Annotated in this window: 25 protein-coding genes and 1 pseudogene; 9 read left to right on the plus strand and 17 right to left on the minus strand. The window is 71.5% G+C overall.

Annotated elements, in window-relative coordinates; all coding sequences use genetic code 11:
* Window positions 1-7: 7 nt before the first annotated feature.
* Window positions 8-430 carry a DUF6223 family protein gene (locus tag ACPXBU_RS08865; RefSeq protein ID WP_425757675.1) on the minus strand — a complete coding sequence of 141 codons (423 nt, stop codon included), beginning with the start codon at window positions 428-430 and terminating at the stop codon, window positions 8-10.
* 455 nt (window positions 431-885) lie between these two features.
* Between ACPXBU_RS08865 and ACPXBU_RS08870 the strand changes: the two genes are divergently transcribed.
* A complete protein-coding gene (locus tag ACPXBU_RS08870) occupies window positions 886-1,269 on the plus strand; it encodes a hypothetical protein (protein ID WP_425757676.1) in 384 nt (127 codons plus the stop codon).
* A 43-nt stretch (window positions 1,270-1,312) separates the two neighbouring features.
* Here ACPXBU_RS08870 and ACPXBU_RS08875 read toward each other — a convergent pair whose 3' ends face one another.
* Together ACPXBU_RS08875 and ACPXBU_RS08880 are read right to left on the minus strand one after the other, a co-directional pair.
* Window positions 1,313-1,993, minus strand: a complete 681-nt coding sequence (locus ACPXBU_RS08875) for a class I SAM-dependent DNA methyltransferase (RefSeq protein ID WP_425757677.1) — start codon at window positions 1,991-1,993, stop codon at window positions 1,313-1,315.
* Window positions 1,994-2,126: 133 nt separating this feature from the next.
* Window positions 2,127-2,891 (minus strand): hypothetical protein, encoded by a 765-nt coding sequence (locus ACPXBU_RS08880; protein WP_393367276.1) that lies wholly within the window; start codon window positions 2,889-2,891, stop codon window positions 2,127-2,129.
* A gap of 349 nt (window positions 2,892-3,240) precedes the next feature.
* On the opposite strand from ACPXBU_RS08880, the gene argS reads away from it, so the two are divergent.
* The gene (argS, locus tag ACPXBU_RS08885; protein ID WP_425757678.1) at window positions 3,241-4,959 is read left to right on the plus strand and encodes an arginine--tRNA ligase; all 1,719 of its coding nucleotides are present in this window, start codon (window positions 3,241-3,243) and stop codon (window positions 4,957-4,959) included.
* 4 nt (window positions 4,960-4,963) lie between these two features.
* Here argS and ACPXBU_RS08890 read toward each other — a convergent pair whose 3' ends face one another.
* The 4 genes from ACPXBU_RS08890 to ACPXBU_RS08905 form a co-directional block, all read right to left on the minus strand.
* Window positions 4,964-5,305, minus strand: a complete 342-nt coding sequence (locus ACPXBU_RS08890; RefSeq protein WP_208641223.1) for an ArsR/SmtB family transcription factor — start codon at window positions 5,303-5,305, stop codon at window positions 4,964-4,966.
* 203 nt (window positions 5,306-5,508) lie between these two features.
* Window positions 5,509-6,702 carry an endo-1,4-beta-xylanase gene (locus ACPXBU_RS08895; protein WP_393367278.1) on the minus strand — a complete coding sequence of 398 codons (1,194 nt, stop codon included), beginning with the start codon at window positions 6,700-6,702 and terminating at the stop codon, window positions 5,509-5,511.
* Window positions 6,703-7,051: 349 nt separating this feature from the next.
* Entirely contained in the window at window positions 7,052-7,243 is a 192-nt protein-coding gene (locus ACPXBU_RS08900; protein ID WP_425757679.1) for a DUF397 domain-containing protein, read from the minus strand.
* The gene (locus ACPXBU_RS08905; protein WP_425757680.1) at window positions 7,234-8,037 is read right to left on the minus strand and encodes a helix-turn-helix domain-containing protein; all 804 of its coding nucleotides are present in this window, start codon (window positions 8,035-8,037) and stop codon (window positions 7,234-7,236) included. Before ACPXBU_RS08905 ends, ACPXBU_RS08900 begins: the two co-directional genes overlap by 10 nt.
* Window positions 8,038-8,464: 427 nt before the next feature.
* Between ACPXBU_RS08905 and ACPXBU_RS08910 the strand changes: the two genes are divergently transcribed.
* Window positions 8,465-8,713, plus strand: coding sequence for a hypothetical protein (locus ACPXBU_RS08910; protein ID WP_425757681.1), 249 nt, complete (start codon window positions 8,465-8,467; stop codon window positions 8,711-8,713).
* A gap of 89 nt (window positions 8,714-8,802) precedes the next feature.
* On the opposite strand, the gene ACPXBU_RS08915 is transcribed toward ACPXBU_RS08910, so the two are convergent.
* On the minus strand, window positions 8,803-9,639 hold the full coding sequence (locus tag ACPXBU_RS08915; RefSeq protein ID WP_393367282.1) for a PIG-L family deacetylase: 837 nt from the start codon (window positions 9,637-9,639) through the stop codon (window positions 8,803-8,805).
* 136 nt (window positions 9,640-9,775) lie between these two features.
* On the opposite strand from ACPXBU_RS08915, the gene ACPXBU_RS08920 reads away from it, so the two are divergent.
* Window positions 9,776-10,717: an alpha/beta fold hydrolase gene (locus ACPXBU_RS08920; RefSeq protein ID WP_425757682.1), complete on the plus strand. Its 942-nt coding sequence runs from the start codon at window positions 9,776-9,778 to the stop codon at window positions 10,715-10,717.
* A 9-nt stretch (window positions 10,718-10,726) separates the two neighbouring features.
* Here ACPXBU_RS08920 and prfH read toward each other — a convergent pair whose 3' ends face one another.
* A complete protein-coding gene (gene prfH / locus ACPXBU_RS08925; RefSeq protein ID WP_425757683.1) occupies window positions 10,727-11,362 on the minus strand; it encodes a peptide chain release factor H in 636 nt (211 codons plus the stop codon).
* On the minus strand, window positions 11,359-12,546 hold the full coding sequence (locus ACPXBU_RS08930; RefSeq protein ID WP_425757684.1) for an RNA ligase RtcB family protein: 1,188 nt from the start codon (window positions 12,544-12,546) through the stop codon (window positions 11,359-11,361). Before ACPXBU_RS08930 ends, prfH begins: the two co-directional genes overlap by 4 nt.
* 254 nt (window positions 12,547-12,800) lie before the next feature.
* Here ACPXBU_RS08930 and ACPXBU_RS08935 point away from each other — a divergent pair, with 254 nt between their 5' ends.
* Window positions 12,801-15,401 (plus strand): LuxR C-terminal-related transcriptional regulator, encoded by a 2,601-nt coding sequence (locus ACPXBU_RS08935; RefSeq protein WP_425757685.1) that lies wholly within the window; start codon window positions 12,801-12,803, stop codon window positions 15,399-15,401.
* 52 nt (window positions 15,402-15,453) lie between these two features.
* On the opposite strand, the gene ACPXBU_RS08940 is transcribed toward ACPXBU_RS08935, so the two are convergent.
* Genes ACPXBU_RS08940 through ACPXBU_RS08950 form a run of 3 tightly spaced genes read right to left on the minus strand, consistent with a single transcriptional unit; the run spans window position 15,454 to window position 18,012 of the window.
* Window positions 15,454-16,059 (minus strand): hypothetical protein, encoded by a 606-nt coding sequence (locus ACPXBU_RS08940; RefSeq protein ID WP_425757686.1) that lies wholly within the window; start codon window positions 16,057-16,059, stop codon window positions 15,454-15,456.
* A gap of 4 nt (window positions 16,060-16,063) precedes the next feature.
* The gene (locus ACPXBU_RS08945) at window positions 16,064-16,672 is read right to left on the minus strand and encodes a hypothetical protein (protein ID WP_393367288.1); all 609 of its coding nucleotides are present in this window, start codon (window positions 16,670-16,672) and stop codon (window positions 16,064-16,066) included.
* Entirely contained in the window at window positions 16,669-18,012 is a 1,344-nt protein-coding gene (locus ACPXBU_RS08950) for a hypothetical protein (RefSeq protein ID WP_425757687.1), read from the minus strand. Before ACPXBU_RS08950 ends, ACPXBU_RS08945 begins: the two co-directional genes overlap by 4 nt.
* Before the next feature lie 100 nt (window positions 18,013-18,112).
* Here ACPXBU_RS08950 and ACPXBU_RS08955 point away from each other — a divergent pair, with 100 nt between their 5' ends.
* Complete coding sequence (locus ACPXBU_RS08955) at window positions 18,113-18,643, plus strand: AAA family ATPase (RefSeq protein WP_425757688.1); 531 nt, start codon at window positions 18,113-18,115, stop codon at window positions 18,641-18,643.
* 135 nt (window positions 18,644-18,778) lie between these two features.
* Here the strand turns inward: ACPXBU_RS08955 and ACPXBU_RS08960 are convergent, their stop codons facing one another.
* On the minus strand, window positions 18,779-18,886 hold the full coding sequence (locus ACPXBU_RS08960) for an LPXTG cell wall anchor domain-containing protein (RefSeq protein ID WP_425758017.1): 108 nt from the start codon (window positions 18,884-18,886) through the stop codon (window positions 18,779-18,781).
* Between the two features lie 65 nt (window positions 18,887-18,951).
* On the opposite strand from ACPXBU_RS08960, the gene ACPXBU_RS08965 reads away from it, so the two are divergent.
* Window positions 18,952-19,410, plus strand: coding sequence for a hypothetical protein (locus ACPXBU_RS08965; RefSeq protein ID WP_425758018.1), 459 nt, complete (start codon window positions 18,952-18,954; stop codon window positions 19,408-19,410).
* Window positions 19,411-19,465: 55 nt separating this feature from the next.
* Here ACPXBU_RS08965 and ACPXBU_RS08970 read toward each other — a convergent pair.
* Both ACPXBU_RS08970 and ACPXBU_RS08975 read right to left on the minus strand, forming a co-directional pair.
* Window positions 19,466-20,173: pseudogene (locus tag ACPXBU_RS08970) on the minus strand (ice-binding family protein); the annotation flags it as partial.
* A 234-nt stretch (window positions 20,174-20,407) separates the two neighbouring features.
* Entirely contained in the window at window positions 20,408-21,130 is a 723-nt protein-coding gene (locus ACPXBU_RS08975; protein WP_425757689.1) for a class I SAM-dependent methyltransferase, read from the minus strand.
* A gap of 60 nt (window positions 21,131-21,190) precedes the next feature.
* On the opposite strand from ACPXBU_RS08975, the gene ACPXBU_RS08980 reads away from it, so the two are divergent.
* Window positions 21,191-21,946 carry an SDR family oxidoreductase gene (locus ACPXBU_RS08980; RefSeq protein WP_425757690.1) on the plus strand — a complete coding sequence of 252 codons (756 nt, stop codon included), beginning with the start codon at window positions 21,191-21,193 and terminating at the stop codon, window positions 21,944-21,946.
* A gap of 9 nt (window positions 21,947-21,955) precedes the next feature.
* Here the strand turns inward: ACPXBU_RS08980 and ACPXBU_RS08985 are convergent, their stop codons facing one another.
* Window positions 21,956-24,184, minus strand: coding sequence for a hypothetical protein (locus ACPXBU_RS08985; RefSeq protein ID WP_425757691.1), 2,229 nt, complete (start codon window positions 24,182-24,184; stop codon window positions 21,956-21,958).
* A gap of 263 nt (window positions 24,185-24,447) precedes the next feature.
* On the opposite strand from ACPXBU_RS08985, the gene ACPXBU_RS08990 reads away from it, so the two are divergent.
* Window positions 24,448-25,623, plus strand: a complete 1,176-nt coding sequence (locus ACPXBU_RS08990) for an FUSC family protein (protein WP_425757692.1) — start codon at window positions 24,448-24,450, stop codon at window positions 25,621-25,623.

The following is a 25,623-nucleotide window of genomic DNA, read 5'->3' on the forward strand; positions in this document are numbered from 1 at the left end:
CGCGACCTCAGGCGGTCAGGCGGGCACTGCGGCGGGCCCGGGCCAGGGCCAGTCCACCGAGGACCACGCCGACCAGCCCGACCGCCAGGGCCACGAAGGCCCCGCCGCGCCCGTTACCCGTACCGATGCCGCCGTCGGAGGTGGCGACCACCACCCCGCCGAGCACCATGCCGGCCAGTCCCAGGGTCAGGGCCAGGACGGCTCCGAGTGGCGCCGAGCCGGAGCCGACGCGGCTGGCGGGGCGAGCCAGCGCCAGCCCGCCGACGACGACGCCGACCAGCCCCAGCAGTACGGCCGTGGTCGCGCCGAGTCGCCCGGTACTCATGGCGAGAGCGGTGGCGGCGGCCGGCTGACCCGAGGCGTGGGCGGTCAGCTCGATCCCGGCGGGCGGGGCGGCTACGGCGGCGACAAGCAGATGACGGACGGACATCAGGGGTTCCCTTCGGCGGTGTGACAGCTTCCGGTGGCAGCGTAGGTAACGCAGCGCACACGAGTCGTCATGCCGGAGTTGCCGATCGGCCCACAACCCGGGAGGTACGCGCCCGGGGCGACGTACCGCCGCAGTCGTCTCCCCGAGCCTTCGACGTACGCCCACCACCCCCGGTCTGTCGGCGGCCGGACAGTTGCCCGATCGACGAACGGCACCCGTAACCCCCGTGCGGTGAGCGCTAAATAGGGCTCTGACCTGCGGATCTGTCGGATCCCAGCAGTGGCTTTCCGGCCCCGCGGGTGGTACGACTGGTGCGTTGCCGGGCCGGACTGTGCGGCGGCAGGAGGAGGTCTTGCCTTGCGTCTCGCAGATACCACGTCTTCGCGGCGGCCCCGGCACGTGTCGCTGGCCGCGGGCGGGATCGACGCCGCACCGCCGCCGACGGTGACACCGCGGTGACCGGCCCGGAGACCACCGACGACAGGGCCGCCGCCTACAGCCGTGGTGTCGACGCGGGTCGGATCGAGCAGCGTCTCCAGGGGCACGACGAGCACCTGCGGCACATCAACGGCTCGATCGAATCGATGACCCAGGCGTTGCGGAGTCTCACCGAGGAGCTTCGCGCCAACGTCGCCCTGTTCACTGCCGGCGCGACCGCGGCTCGTCGGGACACCAAGGAACGGGACCGGATCGCGGAGGTCCGGGTGGAGGAGGCGGGCATCGTCGAGTCCCAGCGGACGGTCCGGTGGACGGCCTGGCAACGCGGGTTCGCCGTGGTCGGCGCGATCATCCTGATGGTGAACTTCGGCCTCGGCCTCTACGTGGCCTTCTACCGCTGACGCCTCTACGTGGCCTTCAACCGCTGACGCCTCTACATGGCCTTCAACCGCTGACGCGACGCACCGTGGCCAGGAGGAACGCCTGATCGTCCCGCTCGGTGCCCCGAGCGCGCCGCACCAGGCGGCACTCCTCCCGCAGGCCGGCGGCCTCGAGCTCGGCGGCGACCTGGTCCGCCGTGTAACGGTGTCGCTCCAGGTGGATCTCGTGGCCGAAGCGGCGGCGGTAGGGCCCGGACAGGTCGCGCGTTCCCTCGCCGGCCTGGAAGCCGACGAGCAGGTGGCCCGTGGGTCGAAGGACCCGGGCCACCTCGGCGAAGACGTGTGCCTGCCCGGCGGGGGGTGTGTGGATGGTGGAGTACCAGAGCAGGACGCCGGCGAACCTGCCGTCCGGGTAGGGGAGGGCGGTCAGCGAGCCCACGGTGAACATCAGGTCGGGGTGGTCCCGTCGTGCTCTGACGACCATGCCCGGCGACAGGTCGACGCCGTGCACGAGACACCCACGGTCGGTGAGGTACCTGCTCATCCGGCCTGCGCCGCATCCGGCGTCGAGGACCCGGGTGTCGCCGCCCGCCGTCACCGCCTCGGCGAACGCGTCGACAACGGCGAGGTCGAGTGCGGCCTCGGCGCGGGTGTCCGGCAGGAGGGTGGCGTAGTCCTCGGCGACGGTGTCGTAGGCACGTCGCACACTTCGTAGGTCGTGGGGATCGGCGGGCGAGGGGGTCACGGGCCGCATCATCGCACCGGGGGATCACCCGTCGATCCGGCGGCGGGTCTTCGGCGCGTGCATCGCCACGAGCGACGGTGTCGCGCCGAAGACCCGGGTGCCGAGCCCCGCGCCGGAGCCGGCCGTGGGGGTACTACCGCTGCCAGGTGTCGATGGTCCGCACGCCGTCGCGGACGACCCGGTCCAGGATGGCGGGATTGCCGCTGGAACCCTCCCACCCCTGGTCGTCGAACACCGTCACCACCGTGTCGACGCGGGCCACCGCGATCTGGCTGGTCCCGTCGCCGCCGGTGTGTTCACCGTTCAGGTTCGTGTAGGGCCACGTCCGGGTCAGCAACAGCGCCTCGTCGCCGACGCCGGGCAGGGCCTGGCTCTTGACGGTGGCCCGGTTGCCGGAGTGCTGGTAGGTGGGACACGCCTGCAGGTCGGTGCGCAGACGCGTCATGTACTCGGCGGCCCCGGTGCCCCCGAAGGTGAAGATGGTCTGGTGGATCATCCCCTGGGGCGTGTTGGAGGGATTGTCGTCGGCCTTCTTGTAGGTGACGGTCATCGCCGCGGAGGCGGTGACCTGGCGGCCTCCGGTGCCGAACTCGTTGCCGCAGAGCTTCGGCAGGGCCTCCTCGACCGGCACCGTCCGGCGCGGAGACTTCCGCAGCTCGGTCGGCAGCTCGACGAACGCTGACGTCGGGATGGTCGTCGGGCCGCTCGCGCTCGGCGAGGGCTGGCCCGTCGGGTCCACCCCTGCCGCCGCGGAGGTCGGTGCCGCGCTCGACGTGGTCGAGCCGGGTGGGTCCGCGGTGGTGGTGCAGGCGGCGGCGAATGTGATGGTGCCCAGCAACGGGACAAGCGCAAGCACGCGTCGCGTACGGGCGGGCGGTAGCGGTGTGTGTCGGCTCATGATCACCTTTCGTCGATGTCGGGGCAGTTCCCGGTGGCGTCCCGTCCCAAACGACACATCACGACCACCGGACGTTCACCCGGGCGGTGGTAATCGGGATGCCGACACATCCACCGGCCGGCTAGGGTGCCCGCATGACAAGCGTGATCGCCACCTGCACCGGAGCGTCGTGTGACGTCCAGGTCGGTGCACGGCGACGCCGGCGATCCGTCGCCCGCCCGCGCTGACCTGTTTCCCTGCGACCGGCGGATCGAGCCGCCGGTTGTGCGCTGTCGTCCTCGGTCCGCCCGCATCTCCTGTCGTCCGAGGCCCGCCTGACCGTGCGGGTCCGAGTGAGATCGGCGTACTCATGGATCTTGAAAGGTTGTTGTCCGACCGGCTGGCACCGGCGTTCGCCGCGGTGGCCGGCGGACCTGTCGACCCGCTCGTGCGGCGCTCTCCGCGCGCGGATTTCCAGTCCGACGCGGCGCTGGCGCTGGCCCGGCGGCTCGGCCGCCCGCCGCGCGACATCGCCGCCGCGGTGCTGACACACGCGGTGCTCGACGACGTCGGCGTGTCGGCGGAGGTCTCCGGGCCGGGGTTCATCAACCTCACGGTCGCCGACCCGGCACTCGCCGACCTGGTCTCCGGGCTGGCCGGCGACGCCCGGCTCGGCGTGCCGGTGACGGCGGCCCCGCAGACCGTGGTGGTCGACTATTCGGCGCCGAACGTGGCGAAGGAGATGCACGTCGGGCATCTGCGCTCCACGGTCATCGGCGACGCGGCGGTACGGCTGCTGGACTGGCTGGGGCACCGGGTGGTGCGGGTCAACCACCTGGGTGACTGGGGGACACCGTTCGGCATGCTGATCGAGCACCTGGCCGACCTCGGCGAGGTCGGGGCGGCGCACGAGTTGTCGATGGGTGACCTGGACGGCTTCTACCGGGCGGCGCGGGTGAAGTTCGACGCCGACGAGACGTTCCGGGAACGCGCGCGGCTGCGGGTGGTCGCGCTGCAGGGCGGCGACGAGCGGACGCTGCGGTGGTGGCGGCTGCTGGTGGCGCAGTCCGAGCGGTACCTCCTGACCGTCTACGACCTGCTCGACGTGACGTTGTCCGCGGACGACTTCCGGGGCGAGAGCGCCTACAACGATCTGCTCGCGGGGGTCGTCGACGACCTGGACCGGTTGGGCATGCTGACGTCCAGCGGTGGGGCCGACTGTGTCTTCCCGGCCGGGTTCGGCGGCCGCGACGGCGAGCCGATGCCGCTCATCGTGCGCAAGAGCGACGGAGGGTACGGCTATCCCGCCACCGATCTGGCCGCGCTGCGGCAGCGTGTCGGTGAGCTGGGCGCCACCCGGCTGCTCTACGTCGTCGGGCTGCCGCAGCGGCAGCACTTCGCGATGGTGTTCGCGGTTGCCCGGGCGGCCGGTTGGCTGCGTCCGCCGGCCCGGGCCGAGCATCTGGGCTTCGGGTCGATCCTCGGCGCGGACGGGCGGATGCTGCGCAGCCGGGCGGGCGAGTCGGTGAAGCTGGTCGGGCTGCTGGAGGAGGCCGTCACCCGGGCCACCGACCTGGCCCGGAGGAGGAACCCGGAGCTGGACGACGAAGCCGCCGCCGAGATCGGCCGCGCGGTGGGGATCGGCGCGGTCAAGTACGCCGACCTGTCCACCGATCGGACCAAGGACTATGTCCTGGACTGGGAGCGGATGCTCGCCCTGGACGGCAACACCGCGCCCTACCTGCAGTACGTGTACGCCCGGATCCGGTCGATGTCCAGGCGCGCCGGGACCACCGCGCGGCCGGACACGCCCCTCGTGCTCACGCTGCCGGCGGAGCGGGCGCTCGCGGTCGAGCTGCTCGGCTTCGCCGCGGTGGTCGGCGAGGTGGAGCGCAGCCTCGAGTTTCACCACCTCGCCGGTTACCTGCACCGGCTCGCCACCGTGTTCAACGCGTTCTACGAGCGCTGCCCGGTGCTGCGGGCACCGGACGAGCTGCGGGAGAGCCGCCTGCTGCTGGCCGAGCTGACGGCCCGGACGCTGCGGCAGGGGCTGCACCTGCTCGGCATCCGCACCCCGGAGCGGATGTGAGGGGTCAGCGGGTCTTCTTCGTCGCCCGCTTTCGGGGCGGCGTCAACAGGTCGGCGATCTGTGCGATGGCGGCGGGCACCAGGCGGTAGTAGGCCCACACCCCCCGCTTGTCGCGCTCGAGTAGGCCAGCCTCGGTGAGGATCCGCAGGTGATGACTCACGGTCGGCTGGGACAGGTTGAGCGCCCCGGTGAGGTCACTGACGGACGCCTCACCTTCGGGCGCGGACTGGATCAGGCTGAGCAGACGCAGTCGCGCTGGATCGGCGAAGGCCTTCAGCACCCCCGCCAGCCGTTCGGCATCGGCCCGCTTGATTGGATCGCCGGTGAGCGGCGAGATCGCAGGCATGGCAGTTTTCGCAGTTCCCACGCCTGCCATAGTGACACCAACGCGATCGATAAGCCGGTAAAACCGACATCAATACTCCGATGGCGTCCGGATGGCCGCGCGGGGCGACTGAACGTGGTCACGTACCGGCCGTGTGGGGCGCCGCCGCACCCCACACGGCCCTACGCCGACGGACATGCCGTCGAGGCGGCCGCGACCGGAGGTCAGCGGCGAGGTCGGGGTGTGCTGCGCTGCTGCACGTACGGCGGTCCAGCGAGGAGCAGGTCCGACTTCAGCTCCTGGTACGCCCGCTTGGGCTGGTAGTTCTCGTCGTAGATGGTGGCCAGGCCCTCCGGCGGGTCGTCGAACCAGTCCGGCACCCAGGAGTGCTTGTCACTGAAACCCCAGACCGTGTACGACAGGCAGCTCCGCACCGCGAGGCACGCCTTCATCAGCACGCTGAAGTTGGCGGCCGACGCCTGCAACCGGGGGTTGATCTCCTCCGCGTTGCCGGCCTGGACGCCCGCCGTCATCTGGCTGCGGACGTCGACCTCGGTGAACGCGGTGGCGACGCCGAGCCCACTGAACTTCTTCAGCGCGGCGGTCACCTGGAGGGTGTCGAAGTTGCCGTACTGGGTGCCCAGGTGACCCTGGGAGCCGACGCCGTCGATCGGCACACCCTGGGCGCGCAGCCCCTTGGTCATCTCGTAGACGAACTGGGTCTTGTCGTCCGCCGGGTTACCGGAGCCGAACGCCTCGATGTTGTAGTCGTTGTAGAACAGCAGGGCCTTGGGGTCGGCCGCCCGCGCCCAGCGGAACGCGTCGGCGATGTAGCCGGGCCCGAGGTTCTCCGCCCAGAAACCCTTGTAGTGCAGGGTCGACGGGGTGTCCCAGGGGTCGCTGACCGCCTCGTTGACCACGTCCCACTGCCAGATCTTGCCCCGGTACCGGTTGACGACAGTGGTGATGTGCTTGCGCAGCAGCTCGCGCAGCTCCTGCTTGCTGATGGAGCCGTCGGCGACACCACTCGTCAGCCAGGCGGGCAGTTGGTTGTGCCAGACCAGCACGTGGCCGCGTACGCTCTGCCGGTTGCGCTTGGCGAAGTCGATGAGCTGGTCGGCCGCGGCCCAGTCGTAGGTGCCGCGGGTGGGCTCCAGGACCTCCCACTTCATCACGTTCTCGGCGGTGACCGAGGTGAACTCCGAGGAGGCCAACGCGCGGTACTGCGGGTCACCGGCGTCGTCGAGCGCGTCCATGTTGACCGCGGTGCCGACGTGGAGGCCGTGGCGCAGGCCGAGGGCGCCGAGGCTCTGCGCGGTGGGGTCGTACGGCCGGCTCGCGGTGGCGGGCACCGAGTTCAGCGCCGCAACGGTGACGACGGCGACCACGCCGACGGTGGTCCACTGTCTCAGCAACATGTGCCTTCCTTTCCAGACCTTGATCGACATACGTCGATCCATAAGGTGCGGGTCCGGTGTTGGCGGATGGGGAGCGGGATTCGCGATCGAGCGCCCTGGCGCGGGCAGTGGGCCGGTAGTTCCGGCCGGTGACCGGAAACCTGCTCGAAACGTTAAGGCCGTCCATGTCCGGGCGTCAACGCTGAAAACTTCCGGAAATTCGTCATATGACCTGCGCTGGCTCGCCGGAGATGCTCCCGAAATTTCCGGAGACCCGCGACCTGCTGCGACCACGCTGCCGACATCGCCGGACAACATGAAGCGCCCGCCTCCGATAACGGAGGCGGGCGCTTCATGCGTCTGGCGTTGCTTACGGTCGCTCGGCGACCTGACCAACGAAGGCCCGCCAGGACTCCGGTGCGAAGATCAGCGCCGGCCCGGCCGGATCCTTCGAGTCCCGTACGCCGACGATGCCGGGAAGGTTGTCGGCGACCTCTACGCAGGCCCCTTGATTGCTGCCGCTGCGGGTGCTCTTGTGCCAACGTGCGCCGGTCAGGTCCATGACTTTGCCGCTTCCGTTATCAGCTCGGTGGACTGTCGCAGGGTCAGCGCCTCGGCGAGGATGGCTTCCCACTGCTCACGCAGGGCCGCTACCTCGGCAGTCCGCTCGACCACCTGACCCCGGAGCCGGTTGTCGAGGTAGCCCACATCAACCACATCCGCCAGGGTCGCGAGGACAAACGGCCCGTCGAGGCCAGCGTACGCGCCGACCCCGCGCGGAACGACATGGATTCTCACGCGCCGCCGGTCCTGGTTGAGCTGCGCCAAGTGGAACAGTTGCTCACGCATCACCGCCGCGCCACCGACGGGACGCCGAAGGACGGCATCGTCCAGGACGGCGACGAGGTGCGGTGGGTCGTCACTGGTAAGGATCTTTTGCCGGGCAAGCCTTCCAGCTACCCGGGTCTCGACCTCCTCGGCGCTAACCCGGCCATCGCTGGCGAACACGGCACGGGCGTACGCCTCGGTCTGCACGAGACCCGGCACCCACGCGACCTCACACCATCGCAACGCGCGGGCCTGCTGCTCGAAAGTGATCCACTCGCGCAGCCAGAGCGGCGCGGCGTCAAGGTCGGAGAGCCGATCGAGCAGCCGGGCGAACATTCCTCCGGTCTTCAGCGCACGATCGATGGCCGTGGCGTAGTCGCCCGTCGGCGGCCGCGAACCAGTCTCGACGGCGCTGACGTGTGTACCCGAATAGCTGATGAGCTTGCCAAAGTCGTCCTGACTTATCCCGCGTGAGGCACGAGCGTGCCGTAGCTCATCGAGAAGGATTTCGGCAGCCGTCATGCTCATGTCCCCCGGCCCTTCCCCGCCTCTAGCTCGCGTACCCCCATGTGTCCCCACCAGGGCGAACGCTGGCCTTCGCGGTCTCTCCAACGTGGTCGAACACCTTCCGACACTAGGCGGTCACGCACAAGAGTGGAACCAGGTGGCGCGGCCGGCAGGGACCCGAACCCGGCGGACGCGTTCGCACCGGGGCCGCCCCTGCGGGCGAGCGCTCATGGGGCGGCCCCTTCCCAACAGCAGCAGGGGGAGAACTGTGCCCGACGAGAAGCCGAAGCCGAAACGTGAGCCGACGCCGCCCGCCAACCCCGACGCACCGATAGCGCCGTTTGACCCCTGGTCGCCTGGACCGATGATCCCGTCCGCTGGCCTACCGCCGCCGGCCGATCGCCGCGTCCGCCGCTGGACTTCTCGCGTCGCCCGCGCCCATATCCCGATGCGCCCCGCGTGGCTGTGCCGCAACTGCGCCGCGCCCTGGCCGTGCAACCCGGCGCAACTCCACCTCGCGACCGAGTTCTACGGCCACTCGATCGCTCTCTCGTTCTACCTGGCGTTGAACCTGCAAGACGCGATCGACGACCTGTACGCCCTCGGCGCACGTCCCGACGTACGAGCGCTGCACCTGCGCTTCCTCGGGTGGCTGTCGATCTCCCGCCGACCCCGCCGCGCCGCCGAGCATGGGTAGCCCTCACCGCTCTAAAGGCCCGCACCCATCGCCCCGGAAGAAACCCGTGCCGCCTGCTCGCGTGCCGCTACGGGAAGTGACCTGTGCGGTCAGCGCAGGCCGGCGAAGAGGTCGTCCTCGGGGGTCGGCGCGTCGGTGTGGTCGCGGACCCGAACGAAGGTCTCCACTCCCATCAGCTCCGTGAACCGCTCCCGGCCCAGTTGCAGGAAGAAGATGTTCTCGGTCTGGCTGGCGTGGGTGGCCAGGGCGTCGAACTTCTGCGCCCCGAAGCTGCTCGTGTCGACCCACGTGCTGATCTCGTCGTCGGGCAGGCCGAGCTGCGGCATCGGCTCCGGCTCCGCCCCCGGGGCCGGCTCGTCCCACTCGACGCCGAGCTCCTGCATGATCTGACCGAACTGCTCGAACGCGGTGCGCGGCACAGTGGTCCAGTAGACCTTCGCCGGGGTGTCCGTCAGCTCCACGGCGGCCATGGTGATCCGGTGCGCCTGGATGTGGTCCGGGTGGCCGTAGAAGCCGTTCTCGTCGTACGTGACGATCACGTCGGGCTGGTACTGACGGATCAGCTCGGCGAGGCGGTCCGCCGCCTCCGCCACCGGCGTGGTCCAGAACGCGCCGGGCTGGTCGTTCGTCGGCCAGCCCATCATCCCGGAGTCGGCGTAACCGAGGGTTTCCAGGTGGCTGACCTTCAACACCGCGCAGCTGGCCTCCAACTCGGCCTGGCGCATCGCCACGACGGCGGCGGGGTCGTGCTTCGGGTCACCCGGCTTGACCCCACCCGGGCCGTCGCCGCACCGCCCGTCGGTGCAGGTCACCAGCACCGTCGTGATCCCCTCCGCGGCGTAGCGGGCAAGGACGCCACCGGTGCTCGTCGCCTCGTCGTCGGGATGGGCGTGCACCGCCATCAGGGTCAGAGGTCGCTCAGCCATGCCATCACCCTACGGTCGTTTCCGCACCCGGAGTCGCGCGGGGCGACGCTGTGTGCATCCTAGCCAGCGCGCGGCGGGCCGGGGCCGAGCACCGGCAAACCCCGATCGCCCACCCGGCGGTTCCCTACATTGAAGCGTGGCCAGCACGTCCGAGGGGTTGGTACGCGAGGAGAGGTCCGGCATGGGGGCATCGTTCGGTGACGTGCGGCAGGTCGACGCCGGGGTCCTGACCATCGGGTACGTGGACGCCGGCCCGTCCGATGGTCCCGCGGTGATCCTCCTGCACGGCTGGCCGTACGACATCCACAGCTTCGTCGACGTCGTGCCGCTGCTCACCGACGCCGGCTACCGGGTCGTCGTGCCGTACCTGCGCGGCTACGGCACGACCCGGTTCCTCTCCGACGACACCATGCGCAACGGCGAACCGGCGGCCATCGGGCTCGACCTCATCGCCCTCATGGACGCCCTGAAGATCGACGCCGCGAAGCTGGCCGGGTTCGACTGGGGCGCGCGGACGGCCGACGTCGTGGCCGCCCTGTGGCCCGAGCGCTGCCGGGGGCTGGTCTCGGTGAGCGGCTACCTGATCGACGGCCAGGCATCGGGCACGGTGCCGCTGCCCCCGAAGGCGGAACTGGCCTGGTGGTACCAGTACTACTTCGCCACCGAACGTGGCCGGGAGGGCTACGACAGGAACCGGCGCGACTTCGCCAGGTTGATCTGGCACACCGCGTCCCCACAGTGGTCGTTCGACGACGCCACCTTCGACCGCAGCGCGGCCGCGTTCGACAACCCCGACCACGTGGACATCGTGATCCACAACTACCGGTGGCGGCTGGCCCTCGCCCCCGGCGAGTCGCAGTACGACGAGGTGGAGAAGCGGCTGGCCGCGAAACCGAAGATCACGGTGCCCAGCATCTCGCTGGAAGGGGACGCCAACGGCGCGCCGCACCTGGAACCCGCCGTCTACGGCAAGCAGTTCGCCGGGCGGTACGAGCACCGGACCATCGGCGGTGGCGTCGGGCACAACCTGCCCCAGGAGGCGCCCCGGGCGTTCGCGGACGCCGTGCTGGACGTCTGAGGCCTGTCGCTATCCCCGGCGGCCCGGTCGCTGGGGCTCCGGACGTTCCACCCGCACCGGGTCGCCGCGGACCAGGTCGTCGTGCACCCGCCACTGGGCGGTGGTGACGGCGGCGCGGGCCGCCTCGTCGCCCTGCTCGACGCGTTGGCGCAGCAGTCGCAGGGCGACCCGGCGGTTGAGGCTGAACTGCCGTTCCTCGTCCACCACGACGACGAGGCCCGACGGGCGGTGCGTCGCGCGGACCGCCGTGCTGGCCTTGTTGCGGTGCTGACCACCCGGACCGCCGGTGCGGCAGCCGACGATGTCGACGTCCGCCTCGGCGAACGGCGTCGGCGCGGCGTCGGGCAGCGGCTGCTGCGCGGTGACGTACCAGTTCTTCCGGCCCGTGCTCGTCCGGTACGGGCTCGGCGCCTGCCAGCACAGCGTCCCGGTCCACGAGGCCGCGAACGCGTCCGCGTCCGCGCCGGTGATCCGGATGAGCGCCGAGCGGTGGGTGCCGGGCCGATCGCCGGGCGTCACCTGGACCTGTTCGATCGTCAGACCTCGGCGGGCGCCGGCGTCGCTCAGCCGATGCAGGAGCTGGGCCAGCGCCCAGGCGCACTCGCGCGGACCACGACCGGCGGACAGCAGCAGGAGCACGCTCACGACCGGCCCCGTCCGTCGCGGTGGCCCCGCCGCTGGCTGCGGGAGGTGGACCCGAGGTCGGGCGTCTTGTAGGTGACGAGGGGAGTCGTCCGGACCACCGGAGTGGCCAACCGGTGCGCGACGAGATCGGCGATCACCTGCTCGATCCGCTTGTACGCCGTGGGCGCCTCCTCGAAGAGCAGCTGGCGGTCGCCGCACACCACGAGCGAGCCGACGGGCGTGCGGCGGAGCTCCTCCACCGTGTGCTTGGCCCGGCCCCGCCGCAGGGCGTCGGCGCGCGACATCTTGCGGCCGGCGCCGTGCGCCACCGAATGGTTGGCCTCCGGGCCGGCGTGGGCGGCCACCAGGTAGGAGGCCGTGCCCCGGGTGCCGGCGACGAGGACGTCGCGGCCGTCGCCCGGGGCCGCGCCCTTGCGGTGCAGGTAGACCCCGTCGGAGACCTCGACCAGGTTGTGGCACTGATCGACGATCGGCGCGGTCGGCTCCGCCCCCAACGCGTACGCGACCCGGGCCGCCAGCACCCGGCGGTTGAGCGAACCCCAGCGCACGGCGTCGTCGTGCATCGCCAGGTAGGCGGCGGGGTCGGGAGCGGCGCCTGCGCCGTGCACCTCGGTGTGCGCCCGCAGGATCCGCTCGCCCAGGCCACGGGAACCGCTGTGGACGATGAGCACGAGATCGCCGGCGTCGAGGCCGAGACGACTCGCGTGCTGCGCGTCGAGGACGGTGTCGACGCGCGCCAGCTCGACGAAGTGGTTGCCGCGACCGACCGTCCCGAGCCCCTCCAGGTGACCGGCCGGGACGTCACCCTCGACGACAGCCCAGGCCGGGTCGTCGGCGTCCCGCTCCGGGTCCAACGCGCGGTCGAGGTCGGGAAACCGGGTGGCGAGACGCTCCGGCACGGCACGCTTGAGCGCGATGGGGAACACGGCGATGCCGCAGCCGATGTCGGAGCCCACCAGGAACGGGTACAGCACCCGCGACGTCATGGCCGCGCCGATGGGCGCGCCCTTGCCGGGGTGCAGGTCCGGCATCGCCGCAACGTGGATCATGCCGTCGAGGGCGGCAACCTGCTGGCACTGGTCGAGCGCGGCGGACTCGATCCAGCTCGCGGGTGAGGCGAACACCGTGACGGTGGCCGGGACCGACGGGGACAGGGACTCCCGAGGGGAGTGGTGCTGCGACAAGGAGGCTCATTTCGCACAAGACGCGGGAACGGACGACGGCGCGCCCGCCGGGAGATGTCACCGGGGGCGGATGCGTGGGGGAGTTCCGTCAGTACGTCATGGACGTCACTCTCGTGCAGTCCGCGAAGTAGGGCAAACGATTTTCCGCCCCGACGGACGCCGCCGCAGCGGCCCGCCGCGCGGGCACTGACGGTAGCGCGACAGCTGTCGGATGACTGATCGCCCCTGGCCAGCAGTTGGTTCACTATGCGTTCATGCTGACTGGGCGTGACGGCCTGCTGGTGGAGGCCCGTACCGCGCTGGTCCGGGCCGCCGGTGCGGTGTTGGTCGGCCCGGCCGGTGTCGGGCGCACCGCCCTCGCCCGGACCGCCGTCGCCGACCTGCCGCCCCGACTGTTCCGCGAGGTCTGGATCACCGCGACCGAAGCGAGCAAGGAGGTGCCGTTCGGCGCGCTCGGCCAACTCCTCAGCGGCGGTCACCTTCCCCTGCACCCGGCCCTGGTGCACACGAGTGTGCTGGCCGCACTCCGCGACAGGTGCGGCCCCGGTCGTACCCCGGTCCTGGTCGTCGACGACGCCCACCTGCTCGACGGGCCGTCGGCCGCGGTGCTGCTCGGTCTCGTCCAGGCCCGCGCGGTCCGTGCGCTCGTCACCGTCCGGTCCGGGGTCGCGGCCCCGGACGCGGTGGTCGCGCTCTGGAAGGACGTCGGGCTGCCCCGGCTGATCGTGCCGGCCCTCGCCGAGGACGCGGTCGGCGCCCTGGCCGAGCAACTGTTGTCCGGCCCGGTCAGTCGCGCCACCACCGGGCTGCTGTGGCAGTGGACGGGCGGGCTGCCACAACTGGCGGTCGCGCTGATCGACCACGGACGCGAGATCGGTGCGCTGGTACGCGACACCGACCAGTGGCGGTGGCGGGCCGCCCTGGCGGTGCCGGCGCAGGTGGCCGACCTGCTCGACCGCGAACTGGACCGCGTCGGCCGTCCCGGCGAGGACGCCCTGGCCGCGTTGGCCCTCGGCGGACCCCTGCCGCTGTCCGTCGTGGAGGCGGCCGCGTCGGCGGAGGTGATCGCCGATCTCGAACAACTCGGCATGGTCCGCAGCGAGCAGAGCGACGATCAGATCCTGGTACGACTCCGCCACCCGATGCTCGGTGCCGCGGTGCGTCGCCGGATGTCGCCCGCGCGACGTCGCCGGGTGTCCGCCGCCCTGTTGGCCAGCACGCCCCCGGGCGCGACCCGAGGAGCACACGCGATGGCCAGCGCGCTCTGGGCGGTGCACGCCGGTCGACCGGCCGGGTCGGCAGAGCTGATCAGGTCCGCCAACCTCTGCCGGTACGCGGATCCGGCCGCCTCCGAACAGCTCGCCCGACGGGCCCGGGAGCACGGTGGCGGGGCGCCGGCGGCGGTGGCGCTCGCCGCCGCCCTCGTCGAGCAGAGCCGCACCGTCGAGGCGTACGAGACGCTGGCGGCGGCACACCGGGATGCCGAGGCAACCGGTGACCGGGGCGCCCAGTTGACCGTCCGGGTGGCGCTGGCCCGGCACCGGGCCTGGGTGGGGCGTGCGCCTCGGCAGGCGTACGACGATCTGCTGCGGATCCGCGCGGACGCCGAGGCCACCGGCGACGTGGACGTCCGGGCGGAGGCGGCGACGGTCGCCGTGGTGGTGCGTCTCTTCAGCGGGCAGGCGGCGCAGGCGCTGCACGGTGCCCGCGAGTTACTCGCCGCGTCGCTTCCGCCGGCCGGCCGGCTCCGTGTCACGTTGGCGTCGGTGGTCGCGCTGGCGCTGACCGGGCGCACCGAGGAGGCGGCGCGGGTGGGCCGTGCGGCGGTCGCGGCGGTGGAGCGGTCCGGCTCGTCGGCACTGCCGTTCGCCCGGGGGATGGCCGGGGCGGCACTGGCGTTCGCCGAGCTGTGGCGGGAGCCCGTCCCGACCGGCCCGGTCTCCGACCCGGCCACGGGACGGTGGCCGATGCCCAGTGATCCGCTGGTCTCCGGTCTGTCCCACACCGCGTGGCCGGTCTTCGACGGGTACGCCCAGCGGGTCAGCGGGGACCGGGCCGGGGCGATCAGCCGGCTCCGGGACGCCGTCGCGCAGCAGGCCGACGGGGAGGGGCTGTTCCGCTCCGAGGCCACCGGCTGGCTTGCCATCACCCTGGCCGAGGACGGCCACCCGGACGAGGCCGAGGCGGTGCTGTGGGAGCACCCCGTCGACGCGGTCGCGTTGGTGCCGGGGCTGCGGCCGTGGGCGACGGCCGCGGTAGCCGCGGCGTCCGGTCAGCGAACGCGTGCGGCACTGTTGATGGACGAGGCGATCGCCGTCGCCCGCACGTCCGGGTGCTGGCTCGTGGAGCTGGGGTATCTCATCTACGCGGCGCACCTCGATCCGGTCGCCGGCCCGTCCCGGTACGCGGCCCGCATCGCCGAAGCCCTCGGACACGTGGACGCCGAACGGCTGGTCACCGCCGGCCGGGCGGTGATCGCGCTGGCCGGCCGGAACCCGACGGTGATGCTGGAACACGCCCACCGCCTGGTGGAGCTGAACCTGAACGGTGAGGCGCTGCGGATGGTCGACGAGGTCGCCCGGCGATCCGGCACCCCGACCAGCACCCGGCTCTTCGTCGACCTGCGCACCCGCCTGCGGGCCGCGGCGCCCGGCGACCCGGCGGTGGCGGCGGGGCTCACCGCACGGGAGACCCAGATCGCCGGGTTCGCCGCCCGTGGCCTGTCCGACCGGGAGATCGCCGACCAGTTGGTGCTGTCGGTGCGTACGGTGCAGACCCATCTGGGTCGGGCGTACCGCAAACTCGCGGTGACCTCCCGGCGTGAGCTGTCCGACGCGTTACGTCTGGCCGGTTGAGGGCTGGGCGACGGCCGTGGGTGTGCCACGGCCGTCGCCTCCGGCGAAACCACTAGCTGTTCTTCGTGTAGCAGGTGATCTTGCCGTTGGAGTCCTCGTGGCACTCCGCTCCTTTGGCGCCGAGGAGGTTGACCGCGCCGACCAGCAACGTGATGCCCAGCCCGGTCAGGATCCCCTTGCCCACCGTCTTGGCCAACTCCTCGAAGTTGGCCGTGACGTCCAGGCGGAACGTGACCGACGCGTACCGGATCTGCTCCCACAGCTCGGCGATGCGCGGGTCGTGGCCGGTGATGCTGAAGTCGTCGCTGCTGTGCTCGTCGGTCACCCGACCGGTCGCGACGGCCACGAACACGTTCCTGTTCTGGTGCACCACGTTCGGTCCGGCGGCGAAACTCCAACTGTGGCTGAGGAGACCGTTCTCGTGGACGTGCCCCTGGAACCAGTAGTGGCCGTCGCTGGCCATCCGCAGCCACGCGGTGCCCTTGACGCTCGACGGCAACAGGCTGCCGGAGAACGTGTTGCTCCACTCCTGCTCCAGCCGGTCCATCGCCGTCCGGGTCGACCCGGACGGATGCCCGACCTGCTCGCCGACCTGGCGCAGGGTCAGCGGCGCCCGGATGTCGAGAAACTGCGCGGCGGCCGTACGGACGCTTGCCATGCCGTCACTCTCTCGACTTCCACATGTGCACGGTGCCGTTCTCGTCCTTGTAGGCGTGGACCTTGCCCGGCTGACCGAAGAACGCGACCCACCCGGCGACCACCGCCCCGAGGATGACAAGCGGAATCCACTTCAGGATGTTGCCGATGAGCTGGCCCACGTTCATCGTCACGCTCAGCCGGAAGTTCACCGTGGCGTTGGTGAGCTGATCCCAGTACTGCGCGATCCGCGGATCGTGCCCGTGCTCGGCGAAGTCGTCACTGCTCTCGTTGTCCGACACCTTGCCGCTGGCGGAGAAGACGAAGGCATTGCCGTCCGCGTCCACGAAGGCAGGCGTGGCCACCATCGACCAACTGTGCGCGACGGCGCCGTTCTCGTGCACGTGCCCCTCGAACATGTAGAAACCGTCGCTGAACAGCCGCAGCCACGCGCTGCCCTTCACACTCGAGGGCAGCAGGCTGCCGGAGAACCACTCGCTCGACGTCTGGTCGAGCTGCACCAGCAACTGTCGGGTGGACCCGGTGGGGCGGCCGAGGTCGGCACCGACCGCCCGCACCGTCATCGGCGCCTCGAACCGGAGATACTTGCCGGCCGCCTGACGCAGGCTGGTCATGACGTGGTCACCAGGATCGGCACCAGCGCCCGACCGGTCGGCAGCGGACCCAGCGCCTTGCCCAGGATCGCCCCGACCGCCTTGAGCGGGTCGGCCACCCGCATGGCGTGCCCCCGGGTGGGGGAGGTGGTCAACAGGTCGCCGGGTCGCACCGGGCCGTGTGTCGCGTCGACCAGGCAGTAGACCTTGCCGGCCAGGGCCAGCGGTCGACGCGTGTCGCTGTCCGGCTGCCGGTCCAGGACCATCGCCGGGGCGAAGCTGTCCGCCCCGGAGACCACGCCGGCCACCGCGCTGTCGTACGGCTTGTCGGCCAGTTCCAGCGCACCGGTCTCGCCGATCACCAGCACCGCGCCGGGAATCGCCGCGGTCAGGTGACCGTCGGCGACATCGAACTCCTCGGCCAGATCCGCGTTGCTGAGCGAGATGTCGCCGTGCACACCGTCGATGACCACCGTGTACTGCCGGGTGTCCGGGTTGGCGAAGGCCATCGAGCTCTGGTCGCCATTGATGCCGATGGTGTAGGTGCGGGTCTTGCTGTGGCAGAACTTGATGTGGTTGTTCGTGCCGTCCAGGTCGACCTGGTTCGCCGCGACGATCTTCGAGCTGACCGCGTTCGTCGCGGACATGTTCGTCGCGGTGACGCTGGGGCTGTTCAGGTTGTTGGCCGCCCACAGGTCACCGGTGGTGCCGTTGAGCAGCAGCTTGTACTGCCGGGTGTCCGGGTGCGCGAACGCCATCGAACTCTTCTCACCGTCGATCCCGACGGTGTAGGTGCGGGTCTTGCTGTGGCAGAACTTGACGTGGTTGTTCGGGCCGTCCAGGTCGACCTGGTTGGCGCTGAGGCTGCGGCTGTTGACGTTGTTGGCCGCCCACAGGTTGCCGTTCTGCCCGTCCAGGATTGTGGTGTAGGCGCGCTTGTCGTTCGCCAGGCTGATGGTGCTGGTGCCACCGTTCATCCCGATCGTGTACGCCCGGGTCGTGAAGTTGGTCAGCACCAGACCGTTGTCGGCGCCGTCGAGCACGACGGCCCGCGCGGCCACCGTGTCGGCGGTGATGGTGGTCGGCGGCGACGGGGTCGGCGTCGTCGGTGCCGCCTGGGCGTCGCCCTTGACGACCGGAGCGGACGTGGCCGGCGGTCCCTCGGCGCGCTGCGCCTGCTCGGTCTGCCGGGTCTGCTCGGGTGCGCGCACCGGCGGCGGCGCCGGTGCGGCGATGTCCGCCTTGGCCGGCGCGTCGTCCGGGGTGGTCCGCTGCGGAGGTGTGCTCGGTGGGGTGCTGGGGCGGACGATCGCCTCGGCGCTGTCCGGGTTGCTGGCCTTCGCGGCCTCGTTGCTTGTCATGCGTCCATTGCACCGGCCAGCCGGCCGGCGATCGTCGGTAGTCGCTACGTAGGTCGGTCCGCCCGACTACGCAGCCACTGCCCCGGCGTACGCTGCCGCGATGACCGTACCGCGTCGCATCCTGGTCTACGGGGTGCACGGCTCGGGCAAGTCCACTCTCGCCGAACGCCTGGCCGAGCGCCTCGGGTTGCCGTGGCATCCGGTGGACGACCTGGTGTGGCGGCCGGGTTGGGTCGAGGTGCCGGTTGCCGAGCAGCGCGGCCGGATCGAGGAGATCTGCCGTCGGGACACGTGGATCCTCGACGGCGCGTACCACGGGTGGCGGGACGTGCCGCTGGCGCGTGCCGACCTGGTGGTGGCCCTGGACTACCCGTGGTGGCGCTCGTTCTGGCGGTTGCTGCGCCGTACCCTGCGCCGCCTGGGCTCGGGCGAGGTGATCTGCAACGGGAACCGCGAATCACTTGGCAGCGTGCTGTCCGCGGACTCGATCCTGGTCTGGCACGTCGCCGCGTTCGGCCGGGAACGGCGGCGGATGCGGGCCTGGCAGGCCGATCCGGCCGGGCCGCCGGTGCTGCTGTTCGCGAGCCCGGCGGGACTGGACGACTGGGTGGCGGGCCTGCCCACCAGGTGACGCCGGTCGCGTGCGGATCCACACCGGCGCACCCACCGACCAGTCGGCCCACCCCGCTGGGGAGTGGGCCGACTGGTGGTGTGCGTGGTCAGTCCCGGAGGCGCCCGACCGGTGCGTCACCGGCCGGGCCTCCGATCAGGACTCCCGGGTGCGACGCCGGGCGAGGAAGAACGCGGACGCGCCCAGCAGGACGAGCACACTTCCGATGCCCGTCATGGCGGGGACCGCTCCACCGCCGGTCACCGGCAGGACGGGGCGATCCCTGCCGCCGGGGCTACGGGGTGCGCCAGGCGATCCGGGTGCTCCCTGTGGCCCTCGCGCTCCGGGTGCGCCCTGCGGCCCGGGTGCGCCTTGCGGTCCTCGTGCTCCGGGTGCGCCTTGCGGCCCGGGTGCGCCCTGCGGTCCAGGTGCTCCGGGGCTGCCGGGCGCGCCAGGCGCTCCGGGTGCTCCGGGACTGCCGGGTGCGCCGGGGCTACCGGGTGCGCCGGGACTGCCGGGTGCGCCAGGGCTACCGGGTGCGCCGGGGGTACCGGGTGCTCCGGGACTGCCGGGTGCTCCGGGACTGCCGGGTGCTCCGGGACTGCCGGGTGCTCCGGGACTGCCGGGTGCGCCGGGGCTGCCGGGTGCGCCGGGGCTGCCGGGTGCTCCGGGGCTGCCGGGTGCGCCGGGGGTACCACGCGCGCCGGGGCTCCCGGGCGGACCGGACGGGCCGGGCGGACCGGACGGGCCGGGTGGTCCGCTGGGCCCGGCGCACAGCGGCGCCGTGATGACGTTGTCGTCGAGGGTGACGGCGGCGGTACGTGCCAGCGCACGACCCTGGAGGGTCGCGCCCGTGGCCATCGTGATCGCTGCCTGGGCCATGACGGTGCCGACGAATGTGGTGCCCGTGCCGATCGTCGCCGAGCTGCCGACCTTCCAGAACACGTTGCAGGCCGAAGCGCCGTTGATCAGGACGACGCTGCTGTTCGACGCCGTCGTCAGCGAGGAGTCGATCTGGAAGATGAACACGGCAGAGGGGTCGCCCTGGCCGTTGAGCGTCAACGCCCCGGTCAGCTGTGCGGCCCCGAGGCGGTAGACGCCGGGGTTGAGCGTGTTGCCGCCGAGTTCCGCGGGCAGGATGGTGAACGGTGTCCGCCCGGCGGCGTCGTTGTAGGCGATGGTCAGGTCACTCTGGGCCTGGAGAGCTATCGCGTCACCGAGGTGGACCTCACCGCCGATGGTTGCCGTGCCGAAACCCGCCGCGGTGTTTCCCGGGAACCGTCCAAGGCTTTGACCCAGGAAGCTCGGGCCCGTGTTGGTGGGCTCGGCTCCGGCGAGGACGGAGAAGTTGCCGGCCGTTCCCAGGTTTACCGGTGCGTCGGCGGCACTGGCCGGAGTCGAACCGAGCAGCAGGAAACTCGCGGCGACGGCGGCGGCCGCGGACGCCGCGAGCGCGGTTAGCAGCCCTCGGCGACGACGATGATGATTGGGCTTTGCGGTCACAGAACACCCTCCGTGGGTACTACTTCGCAGGAGAGCCCGGTGAGCCACGACCCTGCGTGAAACGTCCTGATGGCACTGTCAAAGTGCGGTCACCACCACATCACGACACGGTCGCTTATGCGTACAAAACGGAATATTAGGTACGCTGAATTGGCAATGTCCATTCGCATTCACCTTGCCCGGAACCGCGTGATCGGTTGGTCCGCCCCTGTGCCCGACATCGCGAAAGGACGAGCCTTGTCGAATCGACAGTCGTCCTTATTCCCAGCCCAGCGGCCTTCCTCAGGGCTGGGGTGCCGCCGCGGGCCTGATCGCCCGGCCGTGCACGCAGGGTGCGGACGGGCTGTTGCTGGTGGCCGGGAAACGGAACCGACGTAGCTCCTCGATCACGAACCCCTCGGCGCTGATGGCGGCGACGGTGTCGCGGTTGGTGTGACAGCCGGCGAACAGCTTCGGCCACAGTGTCGCGTCGAGCAGTCGTTGGGCTCGGTGCAGGCCGCTGTGCCGCTCGGCGGCGACATGTTCGAAGAAGCGCAACTGACCACCCGGGCGCAGCACCCGGCTGGCCTCCGCGAGCGCGCTCGCCTGATCCGGCACGGTGCACAACACAAGCGCGACGACCGCCGCGTCGAACTCGCCGTTCCCCGCGGGCAGGGCCTCCGCCAGACCGTCGACGACGGTGATCGGCACCGGCGCGCCCGGCGCCGCCCGCTCGGCGGCGGCGCGCAGTCGACGTTCCGGCTCGACCGCGACGACCTCGGTCACCGCGGGTGGATAGTGGGCGAACATCCTGCCGTTGCCCGCGCCGATCTCGATCACCCGACCGGACAGGCCGGCGACCAGGTCCCGGCGGAACTCCGCCGTGCCGGCGCGGTCCATGGCGACGCTGAGTCTCTCGTACACCCGGGCGAACACCGGATGGGACACCTCGGCCACGTCGACCTCCGGGGGGATCAGGTGATCCTCGTCGAACTGTTCTTGGGCGATTGTCCTACATCGCTGCACGGTTTCCGTCTTACTGATTGCAGCGGTTGACAACCCAGCGCAGACAGGACGTGTCCGACCATGAAGATCGTCGTCATCGGTGGCAGCGGCCTCATCGGCTCCAAGCTCGTGGACAATCTCGGTGCCCGGGGGCACGAGGCGGTGCCGGCGTCACCGAAGACCGGTGTCAACACACTCACCGGCGAGGGAGTGGCCGAGGCACTCGCCGGCGCCGATGTCGTGGTCGACGTGTCGAACTCGCCGTCGTTCGAGGCCGCCGCCGTGCTGGAGTTCTTCGAGACGTCCACCCGCAATCTCCTCGCCGCCGCGGCGGCGGCCGGGGTGGGCCACTACGCGGCGCTCTCGATCGTGGGGTGCGACCGGATCCCGGACAGCGGGTACATGCGGGCCAAGGTTGCCCAGGAGAAGCTCGTCGTCGCGGCCGGGATCCCGTACTCCGTCGTGCACGCGACGCAGTTCTTCGAATTTCTCCAGGGGATCATCGACGCCGCCACGGACGGCGACACCGTGCACCTCGCGCCGGTCCTCATCCAACCGATGGCGGCGGACGACGTCGCGGCCGAGGTGGCCGAGGTCGTCGTCGGCGCGCCCGCGAACGCGGTGGTCGAGATCGCTGGCCCGGAGCAGTTCCGCCTCGACGAACTGGGCCGATCCATCCTCGCGTCCCAGCAGGATCCCCGGTCGGTGGTGGCCGACCCGGATGCCCGGTATTTCGGTGCCACGCTTGGCGAACGCTCGTTGGTCCCCGCCGACGGTGCGCGCATCGCCGCCACTGGCCTCGACGACTGGCGTGCCCGGGCGACCCGCCCCCGGTGAGGCGGTTCGCTACCGGGGCGCGGCGGGTGGGTCCGTCCGCCCACCGAGACGTCGCACCAACTCCCGCACCGCCGCGGTGAACGAGGCGTCCGCCTCGTCCGGCCAGTGTCCGTGGATGGGCGGGGGAACGCTGTCGCTGGCCGGCGTCACCACGGCGCGGGGATCGCGTTGTCGACGATCCACGGCGTCTGCCGGATCGCTGCCCGGTGCCGCCCGGGGTGACCGGTGGGAGGAGAAGACCCAGCCGCCGATCGGGTCGGTGTCGCGCCACAGGTTCACCCAGCGCCAACCGACCCGGTGGCCGATGTCGTGCAGTGCCGCATCGTCGATGTAGGCGGGGAAGAGCCGCGCGTAGAGGCGACGCAGCGGTGACCCGTGGGTGAGCAGGGCGACCCGGCTGCCGACCTCCGGGGGTAGCTGAAGCACCGTCGCGGCGAGCAGGACGGAACCGTGGCTGTGCCCGGTGAGCAGCACGGCATTGCCGCTCTCGACGAGGTACGTGATCCGGCGGGTCAGCTCCGGCACCGCGCGTTCGGCGTAGCAGGGCGGTGCGAAGGGATGGGCGGCTCGGGGCCAGAACGTGCCGAGGTCCCAGAGAACGCCGACGTGCCGCCGGAACGGGATGGTCCGGTAGGCGAAGACGCTGCCGACGATCAGGCCGAGGATGATCGCGGCGATCAGCCAACTGCCGAACGCGATGCTGAAGGTGACCGCGTCCGCCGGCAACCCGATGGTTCTCTCGACGAGGTCGCTGGGGAACTGTCCCAGCAGGCCGACTGTGGTGTTGGCCGTGGCGAGGCCGGCGAGGCAGCCGAAGAGCACCGCCAGCGGCACCAGTTTCTCGGTGAACCGGGCCCGGGCTATCGCGTCGCGGACCTGTCGCAGTCGGGTCCTGGCCTCCGCCGGCGGGTCCGGGTAGTCGTGGGCGACGATCGCCGCGGCGTCGCGACGCCGGCCGCGGCGGGAGATCACGACGACCAGACCGGCGACGATCAGCGTGAGCACGATCGCGCGCAGGAAGCCGAAGATCACCCACGTGTACGCGCGGGGCGGGCCGGCGGCGATGCCCGCGCCGGTCGGCACGTCCCGGTCGAGGAAGTCCGCCGCCCGGTAGACCAGCTCGGCGGAGTACGCCACCGCCACGCTGACCCCGGCGGCCGCGATCGCGAGCCCACCCAGCCCGACCAGCGGTGTCGCACCCCGCCGCCGGTCCCGGCGCCGGAGCAGCACCACGCCCAGCGCGACCAGCAGGGTCGTCTGTGCCACGAACAGCCCGGCCAGGGTCGTGTCGTAGCCGGGCAGTTCGCGACGTTCGTCCCACGGCTGCGGGCTGGCCAGCACGTGGGCCACCACGACAACGGTCAGGACGATGGCGGTGGACCGCAGCGCGTGGGTGATCCGGTCGAGTCGCCCATCGCTCGCGGCCCGGTCGATCAACGGGGGAGCGCACAGCGATCCCACGCAGGCGGCCAGGACCACCACGGTGGCCACCGTCAGGGCGACGCCGAGGGCGGTGGCGCCGCTGGCGATCCGGGCGAGGAGCAGGGTGAGGTCCAGCGTCGCGAACGCGGCGGCGACGTGGATCGAGCGCAGCCGCCCGACAAGCGGCTCGGCGTCCCACTGACCGACCGCGCCGAGCCGGTGCCCGGAGACCTGCTCGGGTGCACGAAACGCCTCGAACGTCCGCCCCGGCCGGTTGCTGGCCCGCCAGATCAGGCCGATCGCGGTGGCCGGGACCAGCGCGAGCACCGCCAGTCGCAGCCCGACCGGCCGCCCGCTCAACCAGGACAGCCAGCTACGTCCGGCGAGGCAGTTCGACGAGTTCAGACACTTCCAGCCGACGAGATCCAGGGCGACGCCGGCGATGGCGAGCACGTAGAGCACGGTGAGCGTGAGCGCCAGCACCCGGTACAGCGACCTGACCACCGCCTCGGAACCGGAGTTCGCGGGACGCATCCAGATCGCCACGTTGACGAGCATGAACGGGAGCAGGAAGACCAACCCCAGGGCGCGGGCCACGGTCCCGGAGGGCAGATCACCCCAGCGGTACGCCTCCAGCGTCAACCCGTGTGCACCCGTGGCGTCCGAATATTGGGGGCGCGGCCGGTAGAAGCCTCCGCTGCGGTCACCCGCCACCTGCGCGGTCTGCCGTAGGTCCAGCACCTCTTCGGCGTTCGCGCCGGAGACCCCGTGCACCCGCAGCTCCACGATGCCGCCGGCGATGTCTGGCCCGCTCAACCGCGCTGATCCATCCGATGGTCCCCCCGAGGCGTCTCGGCGGCCCCGTGGCACACGTTCCACCCGGGGCCAGCCCTGTCCGCACCGTGCCGGGGTCGCCACCGGCGACGGCGGCAGACCGCGGTCTACCCGAACCGGACGGCTCCAATCGCGGCCCGTTCCCGCCGCGGCCGGACGGTCGACGCCGCGTACCGCAGGCGCGGGCGGGGCGTCGATCCAGCGGCGCGGGGGATTGAGCGGGTGCTGGCGGGGTAGGTGCCGCCATGGTCGCTGCCGGTCGGCACGGAGTGGACGGCCGCGCTCCGATCATGGTCCGGCTCTGGGACCGCGCGGTGCTCACGCTGCGCGACCGGTTGCGTCGGGTACGGGCCATCGGCGGGCTGGCTGTGCAGGCCGGCCTGGCCGCGGCGCTGGCGTGGTTCGTGGCGCACGAGCTGCTGCACGTGTCGCAGCCGATCTTCGCACCGATCTCCGCGGTCTCGACTCTCGCCGCGTCCGTCGGCCAACGGCTCCGCCGTACCGTCGAGCTGATCATCGGTGTCACCGTGGGAGTGCTGATCGGCGATCTGCTGCTCCTGCTGATCGGCACCGGGTGGTGGCAACTCGTCCTGATCGTCGCGCTCGCGATCATGGTCGCGCTGTTCCTCGCGGGCAGTGCGGCGGTGGTGGTCCAGGCCGGCGCGACGGCGGTGCTGATCGCCACGCTCAGTCCGTCCGTCCGTGATCTGGAGATCCCACGGTTCGTGGACGCGCTGGTCGGGGGCGGCTTGGCGCTGCTCGTCACCACTGTGCTGTTGCCGTTGAACCCGCTGCGGGTGCTCAACCGGGCCGCGCGGCCGGCGTTGGATCTGCTCGTCACCCAACTCGACGCGACCGCCCGCGCGCTGGCCGAGCGGGACGCCGATCGGGCCCGCGCCGCGCGGAGCGAACTGCGGCGGAACAAGGGCCAGTTGCAGGCGTTCGTCGAGGCGACCCAGGGCGCCCGGGAGGCCAGCGCCCTGTCGCCTGTGCACTGGCGGGATCGGCACGGGCCGGTGGGCCGGTACGCGCAGGCGGCGGAGCCGATCGACCGGGCGATGCGCAACAGCGGCACCCTGATCCGTCGGTCGGTGACGCTTATCGAGGACGGTGAACCGGTCCCGGACGCCCTGCCGGGGGCGGTATCCGATCTCGCCGAGGCCGTCCGGTTGCTAACCCGGCAGTTCGCCGCCGCCGTGGAGCCGAACCGGGCACGCGAGCAGGCGCTGCAGGCGGTCCGGACGGCCGGTCAGGCCTACCGGGAGGGGGTCGGCTTCTCCGGAGCGGTGGTGGTGGCACAGGTCCGGACGACGGTCAGCGATCTGCTGGTGGCCACCGGGCTGACCCAGGGGGAGGCGAATCACCTGGTCCGGGGCGCGTTCGGCGGCCTGGAAGGGCAGGGCGTGCCACAGCGGGGCTGA

Origin of the sequence: Micromonospora sp. DT231 (genome assembly GCF_049847025.1) — a bacterium.
Taxonomy (GTDB): Bacteria; Actinomycetota; Actinomycetes; order Mycobacteriales; family Micromonosporaceae; genus Micromonospora.